The 17,576-nt window shown below is 37.8% G+C and carries 14 protein-coding genes and 1 pseudogene; 4 read left to right on the forward strand and 11 right to left on the reverse strand.

Going from position 1 to position 17,576, the window contains the following annotated elements:
- Nucleotides 1-36: 36 nt before the first annotated feature.
- The 4 genes from CHV_RS00830 to CHV_RS00845 all read right to left on the reverse strand — a co-directional run bounded on the left by CHV_RS00830 (nt 37) and on the right by CHV_RS00845 (nt 5,106).
- Complete coding sequence (locus tag CHV_RS00830) at nt 37-810, reverse strand: ABC transporter ATP-binding protein (RefSeq protein WP_034576450.1); 774 nt, start codon at nt 808-810, stop codon at nt 37-39.
- Nucleotides 811-825: 15 nt separating this feature from the next.
- Nucleotides 826-1,500, reverse strand: coding sequence for an MlaE family ABC transporter permease (locus CHV_RS00835; RefSeq protein WP_223245656.1), 675 nt, complete (start codon nt 1,498-1,500; stop codon nt 826-828).
- 233 nt (nt 1,501-1,733) lie between these two features.
- A complete protein-coding gene (locus CHV_RS00840) occupies nt 1,734-3,077 on the reverse strand; it encodes an MATE family efflux transporter (RefSeq protein ID WP_084303075.1) in 1,344 nt (447 codons plus the stop codon).
- 289 nt (nt 3,078-3,366) lie between these two features.
- On the reverse strand, nt 3,367-5,106 hold the full coding sequence (locus tag CHV_RS00845) for a tyrosine-protein phosphatase (protein WP_165393841.1): 1,740 nt from the start codon (nt 5,104-5,106) through the stop codon (nt 3,367-3,369).
- Nucleotides 5,107-5,370: 264 nt separating this feature from the next.
- On the opposite strand from CHV_RS00845, the gene uvrB reads away from it, so the two are divergent.
- From uvrB to CHV_RS00860, 3 genes are all read left to right on the forward strand, one after another.
- On the forward strand, nt 5,371-7,383 hold the full coding sequence (gene uvrB / locus CHV_RS00850) for an excinuclease ABC subunit UvrB (protein WP_034576459.1): 2,013 nt from the start codon (nt 5,371-5,373) through the stop codon (nt 7,381-7,383).
- A 443-nt stretch (nt 7,384-7,826) separates the two neighbouring features.
- Nucleotides 7,827-9,179: a WH2 domain-containing protein gene (locus tag CHV_RS00855; protein WP_034576461.1), complete on the forward strand. Its 1,353-nt coding sequence runs from the start codon at nt 7,827-7,829 to the stop codon at nt 9,177-9,179.
- Nucleotides 9,180-9,222: 43 nt separating this feature from the next.
- Nucleotides 9,223-9,915 (forward strand): hypothetical protein, encoded by a 693-nt coding sequence (locus tag CHV_RS00860; protein ID WP_034576462.1) that lies wholly within the window; start codon nt 9,223-9,225, stop codon nt 9,913-9,915.
- Nucleotides 9,916-10,096: 181 nt separating this feature from the next.
- Here CHV_RS00860 and CHV_RS00865 read toward each other — a convergent pair.
- Nucleotides 10,097-11,504 (reverse strand): annotated as a pseudogene (locus tag CHV_RS00865) (IS5-like element ISCca5 family transposase).
- Nucleotides 11,505-11,639: 135 nt separating this feature from the next.
- On the opposite strand from CHV_RS00865, the gene CHV_RS00870 reads away from it, so the two are divergent.
- Nucleotides 11,640-12,860, forward strand: a complete 1,221-nt coding sequence (locus CHV_RS00870; protein WP_130721365.1) for a hypothetical protein — start codon at nt 11,640-11,642, stop codon at nt 12,858-12,860.
- Nucleotides 12,861-12,896: 36 nt separating this feature from the next.
- Here CHV_RS00870 and CHV_RS00875 read toward each other — a convergent pair whose 3' ends face one another.
- From CHV_RS00875 to CHV_RS00895, 6 genes are all read right to left on the reverse strand, one after another.
- Nucleotides 12,897-13,385, reverse strand: coding sequence for an NUDIX domain-containing protein (locus CHV_RS00875; protein ID WP_034576467.1), 489 nt, complete (start codon nt 13,383-13,385; stop codon nt 12,897-12,899).
- A gap of 118 nt (nt 13,386-13,503) precedes the next feature.
- Nucleotides 13,504-14,364 carry an acetyl-CoA carboxylase, carboxyltransferase subunit beta gene (gene accD / locus CHV_RS00880; RefSeq protein ID WP_034576469.1) on the reverse strand — a complete coding sequence of 287 codons (861 nt, stop codon included), beginning with the start codon at nt 14,362-14,364 and terminating at the stop codon, nt 13,504-13,506.
- A 41-nt stretch (nt 14,365-14,405) separates the two neighbouring features.
- Nucleotides 14,406-15,929 (reverse strand): lysine--tRNA ligase, encoded by a 1,524-nt coding sequence (gene lysS, locus CHV_RS00885; RefSeq protein ID WP_034576470.1) that lies wholly within the window; start codon nt 15,927-15,929, stop codon nt 14,406-14,408.
- A gap of 31 nt (nt 15,930-15,960) precedes the next feature.
- Nucleotides 15,961-16,131, reverse strand: coding sequence for a hypothetical protein (locus CHV_RS05520; protein ID WP_156933581.1), 171 nt, complete (start codon nt 16,129-16,131; stop codon nt 15,961-15,963).
- Nucleotides 16,132-16,152: 21 nt separating this feature from the next.
- Entirely contained in the window at nt 16,153-16,476 is a 324-nt protein-coding gene (locus tag CHV_RS00890; protein WP_034576471.1) for a MerR family transcriptional regulator, read from the reverse strand.
- Nucleotides 16,477-16,500: 24 nt separating this feature from the next.
- Nucleotides 16,501-17,472, reverse strand: a complete 972-nt coding sequence (locus CHV_RS00895; RefSeq protein WP_034576473.1) for a M23 family metallopeptidase — start codon at nt 17,470-17,472, stop codon at nt 16,501-16,503.
- Nucleotides 17,473-17,576: the final 104 nt, after the last annotated feature.

Consider the following 17,576-nt stretch of genomic DNA (forward strand, 5'->3'; position numbering starts at 1 on the left):
ATCTTGCCAGCAATTTGCTGTTTGATTGTATAGATTTTAATTATTTACCCCTATTTTTCTTTTTTCCTTAAAAAGGAGTTCTTTAATCTTGCCAACAAATAGAAAATCTTCTAGTTCCACTAGATTCGTATGTAAAATATCTTTAGAACAGCCCTCCCACAATTTTTTACCTTGGTGCAAGAATAAGACAAAATCGCCCAGAGATAAAATAGTATTCATATCGTGGGTTACTACTACTGTAGTCATATTGTAAGTATACGTTACCTCAGCAATTAATTCATCTATTTTAAGTGCAGTTTGGGGGTCTAGTCCTGAGTTAGGCTCATCACAAAATAAGTATTTAGGATGGTTCACAATCGCTCTAGCGATCCCTGCCCGTTTTTTCATACCACCACTTAGCTCATTAGGCATTTTCCGGGCTACATCTGGAAGGCCTACCTGTGACAGACATTCATGGACACGCTCTTTCTTTTCTGCTGTACCCATATTGGTCAGTACATCTAACGGGAAACGGACATTTTCTTCTATGTTTTTAGAATCGAACAAAGCACCTCCTTGGAAGAGCATACCCACTTTTTTTCTTATTTCGGTTTGTAGTGGCTTATCACCATAGACTAAATCACGTCCATCAAAAAGCGAAAAGCCCTCATCCGGTAAAATCAAACCAAGTAAACATTTGACCAAAAGACTTTTCCCAGTTCCACTGGAACCGATTACCAAACTGATTTGCCCCGTTTTAAATAGACCACTGACTTTATTTAAGATAATTTTATTATTAAAAGATTTAGAAATGTTTTCAAAAGAAATCATAAAAGTGCAACCCGTTTAGATGCGGTGGCTGAGTAAACCATAGACTAAAAATAAATCTGCGATTAAAATCGCAATACCACTATTGGTAACGGCATTTGTACTGGATTTCCCTACATCTAATGATCCACCTTTTGTAACAAATCCTTTATAACAAGCAATGGAAGAGATAAGAAAGCCATAAACCAAAGATTTATAAATTGCTACATGAACATCATATGCATCAAATGTATTTCTTAATCCGTTGATATAGGCTTGAGGAGGGATGGAAGTAAGCCATTTACAAGAAAGAAACCCACCATATATAGAAAGAAACATAGCAATAATAACCAGAAATGGATACATTAAAACTGTAGCAATAATTTTTGGTAAAACCAAATAATTATTGGAATTTACACCCATAATCTCCAATGCATCTATCTGCTCACTAATCCGCATAGTGCCCAGCTCGCTGGCCATACTAGAACCTATTTTGCCTGTAAAAACAATACCAATTACCGTTGGCCCTAATTCAGAAATGGTCATATTCCGTACCGCAATACCTATAAAGTCTTTTGTAATAAATGGATTACTTAATTGAGAGGCAAGCTGGATACAGGTCGCTCCACCCATAAAGATGGAAATAATACAAACGATAAAAAGAGAATCCACCCCTACTTGAATACATTCTTTGGAAATCCGAGACAAAAACATTCGACATGGAATAGGGTTGCCAAACATTGCACGTAAAAAAAGTAAATATGCGCTAAATGCTTTTACCATAGCTTAAAAATCTGTACAATCAATTAAATATTTTTCCAGGAAAAACAACTAAAAAATAGATAGCAATCAAACGATCATCTTCTATTTGGTTTATCTACTGTACCTTACTGGTCTATGGTTGCCCGTTATGGCCATCCATTTAAACCCAGTAAATTTGTACCAAATTAAATAGATGGTTTGGTTTTATAATCAAACCGAATAAGTAATAAAAGACTGATTAACATGTGCTCCAGTATTAAAGTAATCCATATGCCATTCAGGTTCCAATTATATTTTATAACCAAGCTATAGCAAATACCTACTCCTAGGAGTTTAGTAAACATGTTTAATAAAAATAAAAAAGCATCATCATGCAAACCACGTAACATACTACTACCCCAATAGCACATACTATAAAATAATTGGAAAAAGCATAGATGTGCAATCAGTCGACTTACTAAAGTCCTTACCGCATCAACAGGTTTATACAGTCCAATAATATAAGGACTAATGGTGCATAATATTAGTCCCACTATTATGGAAATAATACCGATCATAGAACAGGCCATAAATCCTACTTTTCTTATGAAACAGCCATTCTTTGGATGATGTTGTTGGGTTACCAATATGGAGCCAGATTGTCCTAAACCAATTGCAAAAATGGTCATTAATTGGGAAATATTTAATAAGATTGTATGTGTTGCTTGTGCTTCGATACTGATCGAACCTGCTATAATGGCTATAAAGAGCAGATAAGCCCCCTCTACCCCAAATTGGAGTCCGACTGGCCAACTGAGCCACCCTATTTTTCTAAAATATCGCCATGATATGTGGCTTACATTTAGATCCATTATATGGTGATTTTGTGTTGGCTTATAAAGCAAGTACAGTGTGCCTGCTACCGCTGTAAGTGTTTCTGAAAGCACAATAGCAATAGCTGCTCCATTCAACCCAACCATTGGGAAGCCACATTGCCCATAAATCAATATAAAATTAAATATTAAATTGGTGATCAGTGTGCAAAAATTTAAAAGCAATGGAATGTTTCCATTAGCCTGCCTTTCCAGATAGCGTTTGATTATACTATTTATAGCAGAGGGTATAAGCGCAATAGATATGATTCGTAAATAATTTTTTCCTAAGTTAGCTATTTCTGGAGATGGGCTAATATAGGTTAAATGGTAAGAAAGTAAGACGAGTACTATACTAAAAATAAGTGCAAAAAAAGTATTGAGTAATAGACCATGGTTGAAAATTTTTTTAAGCTGGTTATGTTTTTTTTTACGTTCTGCATGGGCCACCAGTAGCGATACACTCATAGCCATACCTGCGTTAATTTTTTTAAAAATATTAAATAATGTATGGGCAAAAACGGCAGAGACCGCATCCGTAACACTCACTCGACTGACCATAATGGTATTAATTGCTTCAATGGCCAGCACATTTAGATTACTACATATAATGGGATAGCTACCTATAAGGTAAGCGCCCATTAGCCTTCTATCAATATATAAAAAAGGTGAAGACATGGCTAAGATGCGCTAAAAAACTAGACTAAAAGATTGAAAAGTATATAGGTAAAGCACAGCTAAGTCAATGTTTATAGACACATACAAAAGATGTACTAGCGTAACAACTATAAAATTTTTTAAAATCATATATATTTGCGCCTATAGCATGCATAAAAATGGAGTCCATGACTTTTGCTATCGGATCCAGCTTATCGGATTTTATCCGAATTTATAAAGGAGTTGCAACAAAAGCAACTCCAATAAAGGGGTCATGCCGATAATTAGAAAAATTCCAACATTTATGTACTTAATTTAAGTCGATTGATGTAGACAAGGCTGCTCTTGGAAAGAGTTCGTTCGTAATATTACGGGAAATTTCGTTGTTTCTTACAGGTTTCATGCCAAATCTTCCAGCCATTCCTCCGTTAACCGAAGCCAAAAACTGATAATGGGAAGCGTAGGCTAAGTTAGTATAGACCTTAGTATCCTTTTCTATATCCAATGATGGGTCATGCATATAAATCATATTTCCATCCACTAAAATACTCATAAAACCAGTTCTGTCTTTGCCACTTTTGCAACTAAATAAAACGGACGAAGTAGGCGTCCTTTCGCCTAGTAGGGCTTTGCATGCAATATAATTTGACCCAATAGTGGCATAGTAATTATTATGTAATTGTGTAACGTTATGAATAAATGTATTTTCGTAATCAGCGTTTTCAGTAGCTTCTTTTAATAGGTTTAACTTGCTAAAGTAGCGTTTATCTTTCGGATTTTTGATCTTTTCTATTTCTTTTTGCCGATCTTTTTTATTACTCTCTTTGAAGGCTTTGCATAGCCCTTGGTAATGACGTTTATCTTTATTTTTTTTAGGGTTGTAAAAATGGATACTTTCTTCTATAAGCTTATCGACGTGAGGCCTAAAAATAGGCGTTGTTAAAGTACCCAATTCATTGATGGGTATATACATAAATTGGTTATCACCTACTACACGACGCGTTCCTTCTACAATAGGTTTTTCTCCACCTAGTGTAGGCGGAAGTAGATTGTGATTTAAAGAGATGACCTCTATGTTTTTAACAAATTGTTGAATTTGTTCCCAGTTATCTTTCGTAATGGTTTCATCTTTCCATTGGGTAGGTGAAACCAATGCGCCACTATGGTAATAGCGGCCTAGCGTAGTAGGGTTATTATGTTGATCATAAGCTAGAATCCTTTTTTGATAACCATTTCTACATCCTGGAATATTCCGAATTTGGGTCGGAATATAATGGTTTCCCTCTAAAAATTTGTCAACGTAACCATCAATTAACTTTTTTTCAAATGAATCTAAACGGTTATACCAGCCTGCGCATTTTCTGTTTCTAAACGCCGATTTCTGTTTTTCTGTTAACTTCAACCACTTTTTATCTTCTAATCCAAATTTTTTATCATTTATCTTGAATACAGTCGTAACGTTATAATGGGTATCATCCAATCCAACATAATTTTCTGCTAATCTTAGTTTTGTATTTATAGCGTCCACCTCTTCCTCTGGAAGCACGATTTGATGTAGCTTCGATACAACTTTTTTATTTATATCCTTTAGCGCTTCTATCCAAAAGTCTTCTGTTTCTTTTTCATCATACTTATAGTGTTCCATAAATGTATGGGCCATTTTTTCAAATGGGGCACTATTTTGCTCATATAATTCGCATATTTTTTTTGCAGCACGGTATATATTTATGACTTGCACCGCATAGTCTTCTGCAGCGTATAGACTATTGCTTTTGTCTATTACTTCTCGTATCAAGTTATCTCCGGATAAATGCCATCTAATGCCTCTTTTTGCATCCGCTACTTTACGCAGTATTTGAATAGTAGTTTCAAAATCAAAGTCTGCATCGTTCTTTTTATGATCAACTGACTTTGACGGTTGTTCTATTTGATTATTTTTAGGCTTACGGCTAGTTATAGGTTTGGTATCAGCAATTTTACCTATAGGTGGTCTTAGATCAGATGGATTATTGCTTGTATAACAGCTCCGGAAGGCTGATAAAAATACCATTAGATGGCCCAGAAGCATATAGTGTTTAGAATAGACCATTTTTATTTTTAACGATATATTGAATGAATTAGATGGATGGCTATACATCAATGGTATTGATTTTAAATTAAAAAAACAAATATAATCCTTGATGTCATAAAATATGTCTCCTATTTGTATACACCATGCATTAGCCTTGGCACTATCTTACTTATTTCGTATAATGCTATATTATCTGCCTTTTTCTTACTTTATTTCCCTCTTTACCACCTTTGCTTTTCCATTATGTCATTTAAAATTGTATCACCTTATCAACCTGCAGGCGATCAGCCAAAAGCAATTTTAGAACTTGTATCACACATCAACCGTGGCGTAGCCAGTCAAGTATTGATGGGTGTTACGGGATCTGGAAAAACCTTTACCATTGCCAATACAATTGCAGCCTTAAATAGGCCTACACTGGTGATCAGCCATAATAAAACATTGGCTGCACAATTGTATAGCGAGTTGCGTGCTTTTTTTCCCCACAATGCAGTTGAGTATTTTGTATCCTACTATGATTATTACCAACCAGAGGTCTATTTACCAGCTAGTGATATCTATATAGAAAAAGAATTGGCCATTAATGATGAATTAGAACGATTGCGTCTTAGTGCAGTGGCTGCTCTATTAAGTGACCGCAGAGATGTGATTGTAGTTGCCTCTGTTTCTTGTATTTATGGACTTGGTGCGCCTGCATCCTTCAAGGATAATAGCCATTTATTTAGGGTAGGCTCCCAATTGTCGCGCAATGATCTTTTGAAACATTTTGTAGAGATGCTCTATAGTCGGGACGATAGTGCATTTAAACGGGGCCGTTTCCGCGTAATGGGCGATACCATTGATTTATTTGTAGCCCATGCCGATTATGGCTATCGTTTTATCTTTTGGGGAGATGAATTAGAAGCCATCCATGTCATAGATCCAGCTTCTGGTAGAAAGATAAAAGCGCTCCAAGAAGCATTTGTTTTTCCTGCCAATCTATTTGTGATGGGCAAAGATGTATTAGATGGTGCGGTAAGCAAGATTCAACAAGATCTACATATACAGGTCAACTATTTTAATGAGATCGGCAAGTTTGAAGAAGCCAAACGGCTGCAGGAAAGGACCGAACTAGACTTGGAAATGCTTCGAGAATTAGGTTATTGTACTGGCATTGAAAATTATTCCCGTTATATAGATGGTCGGTCCGTTGGAGAGCCGCCATTCTGTTTGCTAGACTATTTTCCTAAAGACTACCTGATGGTTATAGATGAAAGCCACGTTACCATTCCCCAATTCAGGGCTATGGCAGGAGGGGATAGGGCTAGAAAAATCAATTTGGTAGCACATGGTTTTAGGTTGCCATCTGCTATGGATAATCGGCCATTGCATTTTAATGAATTTGAACAACTGATCCACCAAGTCATTTTTGTTAGTGCAACCCCTGCTGATTATGAACTAGCGCATGCGCGTGGCCTAGTGATAGAGCAAATTATACGGCCAACAGGGCTGCTAGATCCCGAAATAGAGGTCCGTCCTACGCTCCATCAAATGCACGATATTTTAGAAGCAATCCATGAAGTTGTACAAAAAGGGGAACGGGTATTGATTATCACCTTAACCAAACGTATGGCAGAAGAACTGACCGATTACTTAGTCCATGCCCATATCCGTTGTCGGTATATCCATTCTGAAATCAAAACATTAGACCGTGTCACCATATTAAATGGCTTACGGAATGGTGCCTTTGATGTATTAGTAGGGGTAAATTTACTACGGGAAGGGTTAGACCTGCCACAGGTCTCTTTAATGGTTATTTTAGATGCAGATAAAGAAGGATTTTTGCGCAATGCCCGCTCACTGATTCAAACCATAGGACGGGTTGCACGCCATACAGAAGGTCGTGTGTTGATGTATGCAGATAAGGTTACCCCATCTATGGAACAAGCAATAGGCGAAACCCAGCGTAGGCGCGCTTTGCAAATGGACTATAATGCCCAACATCAAATTACCCCTAGTTCCGTATACCAAAAACAAGCCACTATAGATTTAGACGATCAAATGGTAGCCCCGCTTATGGAAGTAGTAAATAATGGTAGCGATTGCCCTATCCTTGTCTCTGATGGTACAGCGCCTTATGGAAAAAAAGAAACCATAGAAGCGCGCATTCAAGCATTGGAAAATAAAATGTACCAAGCAGCAGAAGCATTGCAATTTTTAGAAGCAGACCGGCTAAAAGAAATGGTAGAAAATTTAAAAAAACAGTGGAATGAGTAGTAGAAATATTTTGTTCTCTTAATTTTTTTTGGTACCATTAAACATGGGTTTGTAGCAACAGGCGTTTCGGGTATAAAAGACACTGAAGCAAGTACCATGTTACTGAGACCTGTCTCATTACCTGTCTTTTTTCTAGGTGAAGTTGCTTACTATAGAATAGTAGATAGGCGGCTTGCACAGTTGCTGTACCTACCATCAGAAAACTGCCTATGTTGTTGCCATACCACCAAATCTAAATAGTTAAAGAGTGTCTACTAATAGGCTCTTCTATACCAGCTGCCTTTAGCCTATTTGAATGGCCTAAATAAGCCATCAGTAGGAGGTAGCAGGGGTATAGGTAAAGCGCTAGAATCAAATTAATCCAGGCTAGCCTTATCGGGTAGCTTTTGAAGTAGTAAAAAAAATAAAAACAATAATATATAAATATAAAATAAAAAACAACTATGGCCTACAAATTTAATAAAATTAAATCTTTTAAGAAAGGGCTAATAGGTCCAAATATACTTTTCCCAGCCGCTTATCTTTTATTTAGTGCAGAGATTTGTACCTCTTCTCCTAAACATAAATCAAGGAACGGAATAGGTAATGGATATATAGCAACGCCTCAAGTCAATCAAACGAATAAGATAGAAGAGATCAGTGACTCTGCAGGTGATGCACTATGTGATGATTCAAGGCAATCCGATCCGGTTCTAGTGATAAATTCAGCAGAGGACGATCCGTTATTGGATACAGATACAACTATTCTTCTTATAGAACCATTAAAACAGTCCGTTGTGCAAGATAAAGTAAAAGCATTCCCAGTGGTTACTACATCTAGTCTAGAGGAGAATAAGCAAGAAGAAGGATCTACTAAAAGTGCTGATGAGCTTAGACCATCACCTGATGTTTTGGTAAAAGATGAATGTTCTGAGATACCTATAGATTCGGAAGTGCTACCGGAACGTCCGAAACGTAGACTTCGTAAATCAACAGCTAGATCTAGCGGTACGCCTAACCAAATTTCTGTCAATAAACCGAATCTTTTACACACACCTTCAGATACAAATAAATCAGTTATATCGCCGATACTAAATTCGGCAGTAGAACCGAAACGTCCTAAACGTAGACGTCGTAAATCAATTCTGTCAGTGATAGTCGAAAAAAATAGTTCAAATAGTAGGCTATCTTCAAATGGGTCTAGTGATGGGCATACGTTTGTTCCACCACTACCTCCTCCGTTTCCTAGCCAAGATAATAGTCGATCATCTTTAAATGGGGTAGGGGACGGGAATACCTATCCTTCACCACCACCACCACCACCACCGCCTCTTCCTGTAGTAGATAATGGTCGACCACCTTCAAACAGAGTAGGGGATAAGAGTAAGCCTCTTAATAAGATACAAGAAAAAGAACGTTCAAAACAGCCTCAAGATTCTCGTTCAGAGCTGCTAGAAGCGATTCGAGGCGCTGTTGACCTTAGGAAGGTATCAGAAAAAGAACGTTCAAAACAGCCTCAAGATCCTCGTTCAGAGCTGCTAGAAGAGATTCAACGCGGTGTTCATCTTAGGAAGGTATCAGAAAAAGAACGTTCAAAACAGCCTCAAGATCCTCGTTCAGAGCTGCTAGAAGAGATTCAACGCGGTGTTCATCTTAGGAAGGTAGAAAAAAAACCTGAAGAGAAACCTTTGAATACCAAGGAGCATAGCCACGTTGTATCTATATTGGCAAGAAGATTTGCAGTAGAGCTTTCAGATAGTGACTCAGGTACTGAATCTGAGTCTGAAAATAATAATGATCAATGGATGGCCAAATAATAGTGCTTAACCTTTAAAGGCAATTAAAAAACAAAAAATAAATATGAAAATTAATTTTAATAAAAATAAATCTATTAAGCAAGGTCTAGTAGTTCCAAATATATTATTTACAGCCGCTTATCTTTTATTTAGTGCAGACGTGTGTACCAGAATGCCTAACTACAAACTGAGCAGCTATAGCACTAATGCGCCTCTTTTATCATTGGCAGCCAAGCCAGTAGATCCACTGGATACAATAGAAGGTCTATCAGAATTTGAAGTTAATCCATATTGGTTGGCTCTATACCGTACAACTAGATCGCCGTTATCTATAAGTGTATCGACTCCATCGTCAAAACTAGCACCAGAAAAAGTAGCGACTGAAGAAATAGCACGAGCGAAAGTACCAGTGGCAGTAGCACCATTAGGAGAAGAAGAAGGAATAGAAGGAGTAGTAAAAGAACCAACAGAAGGAGCAGTAGAAGAACTAGCAGTGTCAAAATCGAATAATATTAAAATTACCCCTATAAATTATCGTAGAAAGCGTATGATATCTCTAAAGCCAGTGTTTACTAAGTGTTTTGGAGAACACGCTACCCTATCAAGTAGTTTATCAGCGCTGGATGTACCAACAGATAATAGGTCATTGGATCAACCGATCGAGAACAATGCAATAAAAGATCCTCAGGAAGAGAAGCGTATTAAAGAGATGGAAGATATGGTAAGTAATTGCGAAAATTATCTAACAGAAAATTAAAATTTTATACAAACGCCAACAGCTGTTTTAGCAGCTGGTTGGATAATGGAGTAGATAGCAGGCGCATTTGATTTTTTGGCTACTTTTTTATGAAGAAAAAAGTAGCATAACAATGGCTAAGAAATCGTGTTTGACTGTTAAAGATAATTAGTCGGCCCTGAAATATTATTTTTGAATAAATTTATTGAATGGATCTTTTTTTACAATATTTATGGTTTAGCAGGCGCTCTATTTTTCCTACCCAAGATATAGGTATAACTGGTTTTGGATTAAGAATTTTAATTATATAGGTTTTAATTTATGTGATTGTGAGTGTGTTAAGAATAACTTTCTTGTAATCAGTCGTAGGTTATGAGCAATAGCACATAAAATAACGTTAAGTTTATCTCCTAGAATACCTTTCAAATAGTTAACAGATAATTTACCATCGGATTTCATATGACCAATATGCGGTTCAATAGAAGATCTTCTTTTTATTAGCTTTTTTTAGTAGCAGGCGTTATTCCCCTTTTAGAACCACTTATAAATATATTACATTCACTAACAGGTATATTATTACCCCGGTAGGCTTTATCTACAAAAGCATACTTTACTTTGGTACCAGATAATTGCTCGGCTTGTAATAAACTCTTCTGCAAAGTATGGCCATCGTAAGCATTAGGATGTATTGCTTCTGTTGAAACAATTAAACCTTTTTTATGCGTTACTGTAAATTGTACCTTGCAACCAAACTCATAAGGATGTTTAGACTTACCTTTACTTACACAGTAGACGGATGGTTCATGGATGCTATAAATTTTATCTTTACTTTTTTTTGATTGGTTTATAAGTTTTTTACTTATAGATAGTAGATTGGTAAATTGATTCCGTATTAGATCATCAGAGGATTGTATAGAACGTTCTACATCTCTGACTACTCTACCAAGATAGGTTTTTAATGTTTTAATGCCTTTAGATAAACGTTTATACTGTTTAGCATGAGCATAGCAATCAACTTTACGTTTGATAGATAGACCTAAACGCTGATAAGTTTGACGCAGTTTAATACCTGTTTTCTTGGCTATACTGACCAATTTTTCTCTGGATTTATTAAGCAAAGAAGAGTCAGTTGGGTAACGGATATTTTTCTCCATTACAGTAGTATCAGCTATAACTTTTTCAAGTTCTTTTCGGGTCAGTACTTTTTTTTTTAGCGCTAAGTCTATAGTCATAGATAAAATCTTATTGAGACCTTCTTGACCTAATCTATGGCGCCAACGGGTCAATGAACTGGGGTTACAAGGCATCTTAAACTGAAAATAATCATATCCACAAAAGTATTGCCAATAAGGGTTTTCTACCCATCTAACCACTACTTGTTCATCAGAAATATTATACATATGACTGATAATGAGAAGACCTATAATTAAACGAATAGGCAAAGGAGGTTGACCAGGTCCATAGCTAAAACCGCGGTCTAAATCTGATGATAAGGAGTGAAAAGGAATCGAATCAGATAACTGGAATAATGGATGTTTCGGGTTGAGAAAACTAGATAAGCGTTGCTCAAACAAACGCTCAAGGCTATTATTTATTTTCTTAGATTTCATCCTTATTTTGCAAGCTTTTTATACAAAACAACCTAAAAACTGGTTATTAACCATATATAAATTTAACCATTTATTTGCTGATTAACAAATAATTATATGGTATTTCAGGGCCGACTAATTAAAAAACAAAAAACTATGAAATATAAATCTATTAAGAAAGGGTTAATAAGTCCCAATATACTGTTTCCAGCCGCTTATCTTTTATTTAGTGCAGAAATTTGTAGCTCTTCTCCTAAAGATAAACCAAGGAACGGAATAGGTAATGGATATGTGTCAACACCTCAAGTCAAGCAAACCAATAAGATAGAGGAGATCAGCGACCCTACAGGTGAGGCACTATGTGATGATTTAAACCAATTGGATCCGGTTCTGGCCATAGATTCAGCAGAGGACGATACGCTATTGGATACAGATCCAACTGATACAGATATCCCAACTATCTCTCCTGTAGAACCATCAAAAGATTCTGTTGCTGAAGATGCATCAAAGGCATCCGTAGTGGATACAACATCTAAGCAGGAGCAGAAGAAGAAGAAAGAGGGCTCTACTAGAGCTGCTGATTGTGCACAACCTTTATCTGGTCCTGTGGTACAAGAACAACTATCTGAGAAAAAGGATGAAAATCTCATAGATTTAAATGGGCCTAGTGATGGAAATACGGATGGTACAGGAGCTTCTTTGTGCACATTTTCACAAGATTCTACTTGGCCTCGATTTGCTATAAAAACATCTCTTGTTCCTGTAAGAGTTAACAACGATAATCCAAATGGTATGCTAGATTCAAATAGGACTAATGATGGGAATAAGGATGATGTATCACCACCTTCGTCTCCAAATAAACCAGGTGGTAATCCGCGTCAAAATCCGCCTCAAGATGATCGAAAAGCTCTGCTATCCCAGATTCAAGGTTCTAATTTTAATCAGCTTAAGAAAAAATTATCGAACGAAGAGGTTCTTGGTATATTGAATGATAGAGATCAAGGTATCCATAAAAAAACCATGTCTGATATATTGAAATTCTTATGTAATTCTTCTCAGTATAGTCCTGAAGTAAGGAGCGTTGCATTAGAAAAATTTTTAGCCGCACCTGCAGGTACGTATTCCGATGACAAAGTAATTTTACTAGAAAAATTTTTCGATCAAAAATTTGATGATTTACGTAGTGAATATAACGATTCAATATTGCAGATTGCGATAAAACAAGTTAGGGGTGCAGATGAAGGTATATATAGCCTAAAAACAGTTCATAAGGCTGAATTGTTGAGCAGAAATATTAGTATGCGTGAGGATCCCCAAGAGAATAGTGACAACTTAGATAGTGAAGTAAAAGCTAGTCCAGATGAATGGGAAGATTAATCTTTCATCCTCCCAAATAAAGTTACCACCCTACTTTTACCAACCAGTGGTCGTGTGCAAAGCTTCCAATATTGCTTTGCCACCTGCCAATAGGTTGAGTTGTTTGGCCGTTTCTAAATCAGCCCATAGGTGACCCATATGTTCGTGATTCAGCACAATAGTATAGTCCGATGGCTGGGCCCTAGGCAATACCACTTTAAATAAGTGGAGTAGGTAATCCTGTTTGGGGGTAAAGATGCGGATGCAAATGGTTTGGATAAAGTCAGTCGCTTCTGGCAGTAGTAAAATAGCTGTTTCTTCTTTTATTTCCCTTACTACTGCTTGAAGGGGCGTTTCATTTTTTTCTAGTTTGCCGCCTGGCATGCACCATCGGTCGCCTACTGTTGGGGGATCATTCTTTTTCAATAGCAGGACTTTTCCATTGCATACCATATAGCATATGGCTACTGATTTAGTTGGTTTAAAGTTGTCTATGTGCAATGGATCAAATGCAAACTTGCCTCCTTTAAATAATACTACCTTCATCTTAATATAATTGGTTAGAATAAATGGCTGCTTATACAGACTGGTAACTTTACCTTTTCAAGCAGTACCGTAACCGTTACCTATCAATAGACTCCAGCCATCAAGCGTCTTGGTTTTGCTAGGCCAACATCTTCAGGAGTAGCACCAGTGTTTCCTTTAATTTCCGTCTATCTACAATCATATCCAAGAAGCCATGTGCCAATAAAAATTCTGCGGTTTGAAAACCTTTCGGTAATGATTTGCCAACGGTTTCTCGAATCACACGTGGACCTGCAAAGCCAATGAGCGCCCCTGGTTCTGCTATATTAATATCCCCTAGCATCGCGTAGGAGGCGCTTACCCCACCTGTAGTTGGGTCGGTTAGCAGCGAGATATAAGGAATTTTAGCATCGGCCAATTGGCGTAATTTCGCAGCTGTTTTGGCCATTTGCATCAGGGAAAAGCTGCCCTCCATCATCCGTGCACCACCTGATTTAGAGATAATCAGCAGTGAAGTCTGATGGGCCAAACAGTGGTTGACCAGCTGGGCTATTTTTTCACCTACTACACTCCCCATAGAGCCCCCAATAAATTTAAAATCCATACAGGCAATGGCAAGGGGTAGGGCATCGATCTTACCATAAGCCGTTCGTACCGCATCTGTTAAGCCGGTTGCTGCTTCTGCCTGTTTTAATCGTTCGGTATAGGGCCTATTGTCTATAAAGTGGAGTGGGTCAACCGATCGGAAGGTTGGATTCAGCTCTGTAAAATTGTTTCCGTCAAACAAAATGGAAAAGTATTCCTTTGAACCAATCGGCAAATGGTGGCCATCATCGGGCACTACTTGTAAATTTTCTTCTAATACTTTGCTGTGTATAATCTTTCCTTTTGGTGTTTTCACCCAAAGGCCATCGGGCGACTCTTTTTTGGCAGAACTAGGGGTTAGAATGCCTTTCTTTTTGCGCTTAAACCAGCTTAGATTGTCGTTTATTAAACTCATAGACTTATGTAATGGATGGTAATGGCATCGAGGTCTAGCTTTTATGGATTTTCAGGACGCATTTGTGGAAAAAATAGGACATCTTGAATAGATGGTACATTGGTCATGATCATCGTTAACCGATCTATCCCTATGCCAATACCTACTGTTGGGGGCATGCCATAGCGCAAAGCTTTTAGAAAATCATGGTCTACCACCATCGCTTCTTCATCACCCCGTTCGCCTAGTTTACGTTGTTCCTCTAATCTTTTCTGTTGATCAATGGGATCGTTTAACTCAGAAAAAGCATTGCAGATTTCTTTACCTGCGCATATTACCTCAAATCGTTCCGTTAAAGCCGGATTGGAGCGGTGTCGTTTCGCCAAAGGAGACATTTCAACGGGGTAGTCGGTTATAATGGTAGGTTGAATAAGATAGGGTTCACATTTTGCGCCAAAAATTTCATCTATAATTTTACCTTTGGCAAAGTTATCGGCTATATCTATGGCCAATTGATGGGCCACTGTGCGCAATGCTGTTTCGTCCATATTGCTTACATCGTATCCCGTAAAATGGTGAATGGCCTCAAACATCCTAAACCGTTTCCATGGCCGTTGAAAGTGGATCAAATCTGTACCAAACGGAACGGTTGTACTGCCATGTAGGGCTAGTGCCACTGTTTCTAATAATTCTTCTACATAGTCCATCATCCAGGTGTAGTCTTTATAGGCTACATAAAGTTCTACTTGGGTAAATTCTGGATTGTGGAAACGAGACATGCCTTCGTTTCTAAAATCTTTTGCAAATTCGTAGACGCCCTCATAGCCCCCAATAATTAACCGCTTTAAATAAAGCTCATTAGAGATCCGTAAATATAAGGGCATATCTAGGGTATGGTGGTGTGTGACAAAGGGGCGTGCCGATGCGCCTCCATAAATGGGTTGTAGAATAGGGGTTTCCACTTCTAGGTAGCCTTTGCGATGCAAGGAGTCTTTCATGGTGTGGATCAACTTAGCCCGTTGTTCAAATACCTTGCGTACCGCTGGATTCACGATTAAGTCCACATATCTTTGACGATACCGTTGTGCAGGATCTGTAAAGGCATCATATATTTTTGCACCTTCGTTGGTTGATACTTCTTTGACAATCGGTAGAGGAGTAAGTGCCTTGGTTAACAACTGAAGATAGGTCACATGTACCGCTATGGCACCCACTTGTGTTGTAAATACAAAACCTTGGATTTCAATGATGTCACCTATATCTAGTAATTTCTTAAAAAAGGTATTATAGTGGCTTTTATCTTCTCCTGGACAAATGGAATCTCGTTGTACATAGAGTTGAATCCGCCCACTTGCATCTTGCAATTCTACGAACGAAGCCCCTCCCATAATTCTACGTCCCATAATCCGGCCTGCCAGTACTACATGGCTATAGTTTGCTTTATTTTCTTCTTTGTAATCGGCAAGAATAGTGGCTGCTTTGGCATTGATGGGGCGAACGGAAGCTGGATAGGGATTGATGCCCATAGATTCTAGGCGCTCTTTTTTTTGTATTCGAATGGTGGTTTGTTCACTCAGCTCTTGCATGACTTTGGTAAAATAAAGGTAAAATATATGGCTATGCAATAGCCCTGGCCATTTTGGCCATCATAATCCATCCATCTAATTTACAGTTTATTTTTATAAATGCTTCTGCAGCTTCACTACTATTTTGATCTATGTCGTCGTAGAGCAGAATGGCATCGCCTTTCTTGTAAGGTAATATTATTTGTGTAACCTCTTGAAGCATTTAGAAAAAAATAGATTGTACTTAATCTATATTGGCCTTTAAGGCTACCAGAAAAGCACGTAAGTGATGCAATCGTTGTACCACTTCTCCTGGCGAAATAGTGGAGGAGATACTGTGCTTTTGAATTGCCTTACGTGCCCCTGCTAAGCTATATCCTTTTTCTTTAACCAGTGTATAGATGTACTGTAGTTGAGCAATGTCTTTTTCTTGATATCTTCTGGCACCCTTGCTATTTTTATGAGGCTGGAGGATCCCACTAAAGGCTTTTTCCCAAAAACGTATTAAAGAAGGTGCTACCCCAAAGTGGCAAGCCACCTCTTGAATGGTCCAATACTTTTTTTCCATACTTTAATACCCCCTAACCCATCGCTAAAAGTTTGAACAAAGGGCTTGTGTTTGATAGGCTGATTGTTTACGGACTTCTTCATATTCAGCCGCAGTAAGTTCTCCTACAAAATATTGTATTGGATTTACACGTTTCCCATTGCAGTAGACCTCATAGTGAAGGTGGGGAGCTGTTGAATCGCCTGAATTACCAACTGTACCAATCTGTTGCCCTCTCGTGATCCGTTGTCGTTCTTTAACCATAATCGTATCCATATGGGCATAGTGGGTTTTAAAGCCGTTGCCATGTTCAATAAGCAGATGGTGGCCATATCCTTTTTTATCTTTTTTGATCCATTTGATGTATCCACCTGCAGCGGCATAAATGGGTGTATGCATAGGTGCGGAAAAATCAACTCCTTCATGCATTTTAAATATTTTATAAATTGGATGGAGGCGTCTACCAAAATGAGCAGATATTCTTTTCAAATGTTTTTTGGAAACAGGTGGGAAAGTAGGCGTAGAAGCAAATTTAGCCGTTTTCTGTTTGGCAAGACTGATGATTTGATCATAGGATTTATTTTGAATGGCCAGTTGGCTGGCCAACTGATCTACTTTAGACAATGTTTGTGCAATTAAGGTATCTTTCCCTAAGTGGGCATATTTGTTAACCCCTCCGATGCCCGCATTGCGTTCTGTAGCAGAAAGCGGGGCCGTATTCAATAAAACCCTATAGAGGTCGTCATCTCGTTGTTGCAAAGTCGCTAAAAGTGCCGTACTACTTTCTATCTTTTTTTGTACGACATCGTAATAGGCCTTAAGCCTTTCATTGGCTTGCCACAGTGCTGCTTCCTTAGGAGAAGGAACATGATCTTGATAGTACCGTACCATACCAGCGGCCAATAGTACCGAAAAAAATAAAAAAGAAAAAGTACGTAAAATAAAGGTTGATACAGAAGGGCGGACGGGCTCATAGCTGCAAGTAGTAGGGTTATAATAATACTTGGTTTTAAGCATAAAAAATATATAATGATGAAATATATAGACCCAGGCTATTTGAATTTAAAAAAAACTACTAAGATAATCAACTATTATTGGGTTTTAAAAGGGCAGTAGGAGGG

This window comes from Cardinium endosymbiont cBtQ1 of Bemisia tabaci (assembly GCF_000689375.1).
In the GTDB taxonomy this organism is placed as follows: Bacteria; Bacteroidota; Bacteroidia; order Cytophagales; family Amoebophilaceae; genus Cardinium.

What these genes read in the sequence shown, in the direction of transcription:
- CHV_RS00855 (WP_034576461.1), top strand. Translation starts at nt 7,827, where the DNA reads ATGGCCTACAAATTTAATAAAATTAAATCTTTTAAGAAAGGGCTAATA.
- CHV_RS00895 (WP_034576473.1), bottom strand. Translation starts at nt 17,472, where the DNA reads ATGCTTAAAACCAAGTATTATTATAACCCTACTACTTGCAGCTATGAG.
- CHV_RS00845 (WP_165393841.1), bottom strand. Translation starts at nt 5,106, where the DNA reads ATGGTATTTTTATCAGCCTTCCGGAGCTGTTATACAAGCAATAATCCA.
- CHV_RS05520 (WP_156933581.1), bottom strand. Translation starts at nt 16,131, where the DNA reads ATGCTTCAAGAGGTTACACAAATAATATTACCTTACAAGAAAGGCGAT.
- CHV_RS00875 (WP_034576467.1), bottom strand. Translation starts at nt 13,385, where the DNA reads ATGAAGGTAGTATTATTTAAAGGAGGCAAGTTTGCATTTGATCCATTG.
- CHV_RS00860 (WP_034576462.1), top strand. Translation starts at nt 9,223, where the DNA reads ATGAAAATTAATTTTAATAAAAATAAATCTATTAAGCAAGGTCTAGTA.
- CHV_RS00840 (WP_084303075.1), bottom strand. Translation starts at nt 3,077, where the DNA reads ATGTCTTCACCTTTTTTATATATTGATAGAAGGCTAATGGGCGCTTAC.
- CHV_RS00835 (WP_223245656.1), bottom strand. Translation starts at nt 1,500, where the DNA reads ATGTTTTTGTCTCGGATTTCCAAAGAATGTATTCAAGTAGGGGTGGAT.
- CHV_RS00870 (WP_130721365.1), top strand. Translation starts at nt 11,640, where the DNA reads ATGAAATATAAATCTATTAAGAAAGGGTTAATAAGTCCCAATATACTG.
- lysS (WP_034576470.1), bottom strand. Translation starts at nt 15,929, where the DNA reads ATGCAAGAGCTGAGTGAACAAACCACCATTCGAATACAAAAAAAAGAG.
- uvrB (WP_034576459.1), top strand. Translation starts at nt 5,371, where the DNA reads ATGTCATTTAAAATTGTATCACCTTATCAACCTGCAGGCGATCAGCCA.
- CHV_RS00830 (WP_034576450.1), bottom strand. Translation starts at nt 810, where the DNA reads ATGATTTCTTTTGAAAACATTTCTAAATCTTTTAATAATAAAATTATC.
- CHV_RS00890 (WP_034576471.1), bottom strand. Translation starts at nt 16,476, where the DNA reads ATGGAAAAAAAGTATTGGACCATTCAAGAGGTGGCTTGCCACTTTGGG.
- accD (WP_034576469.1), bottom strand. Translation starts at nt 14,364, where the DNA reads ATGAGTTTAATAAACGACAATCTAAGCTGGTTTAAGCGCAAAAAGAAA.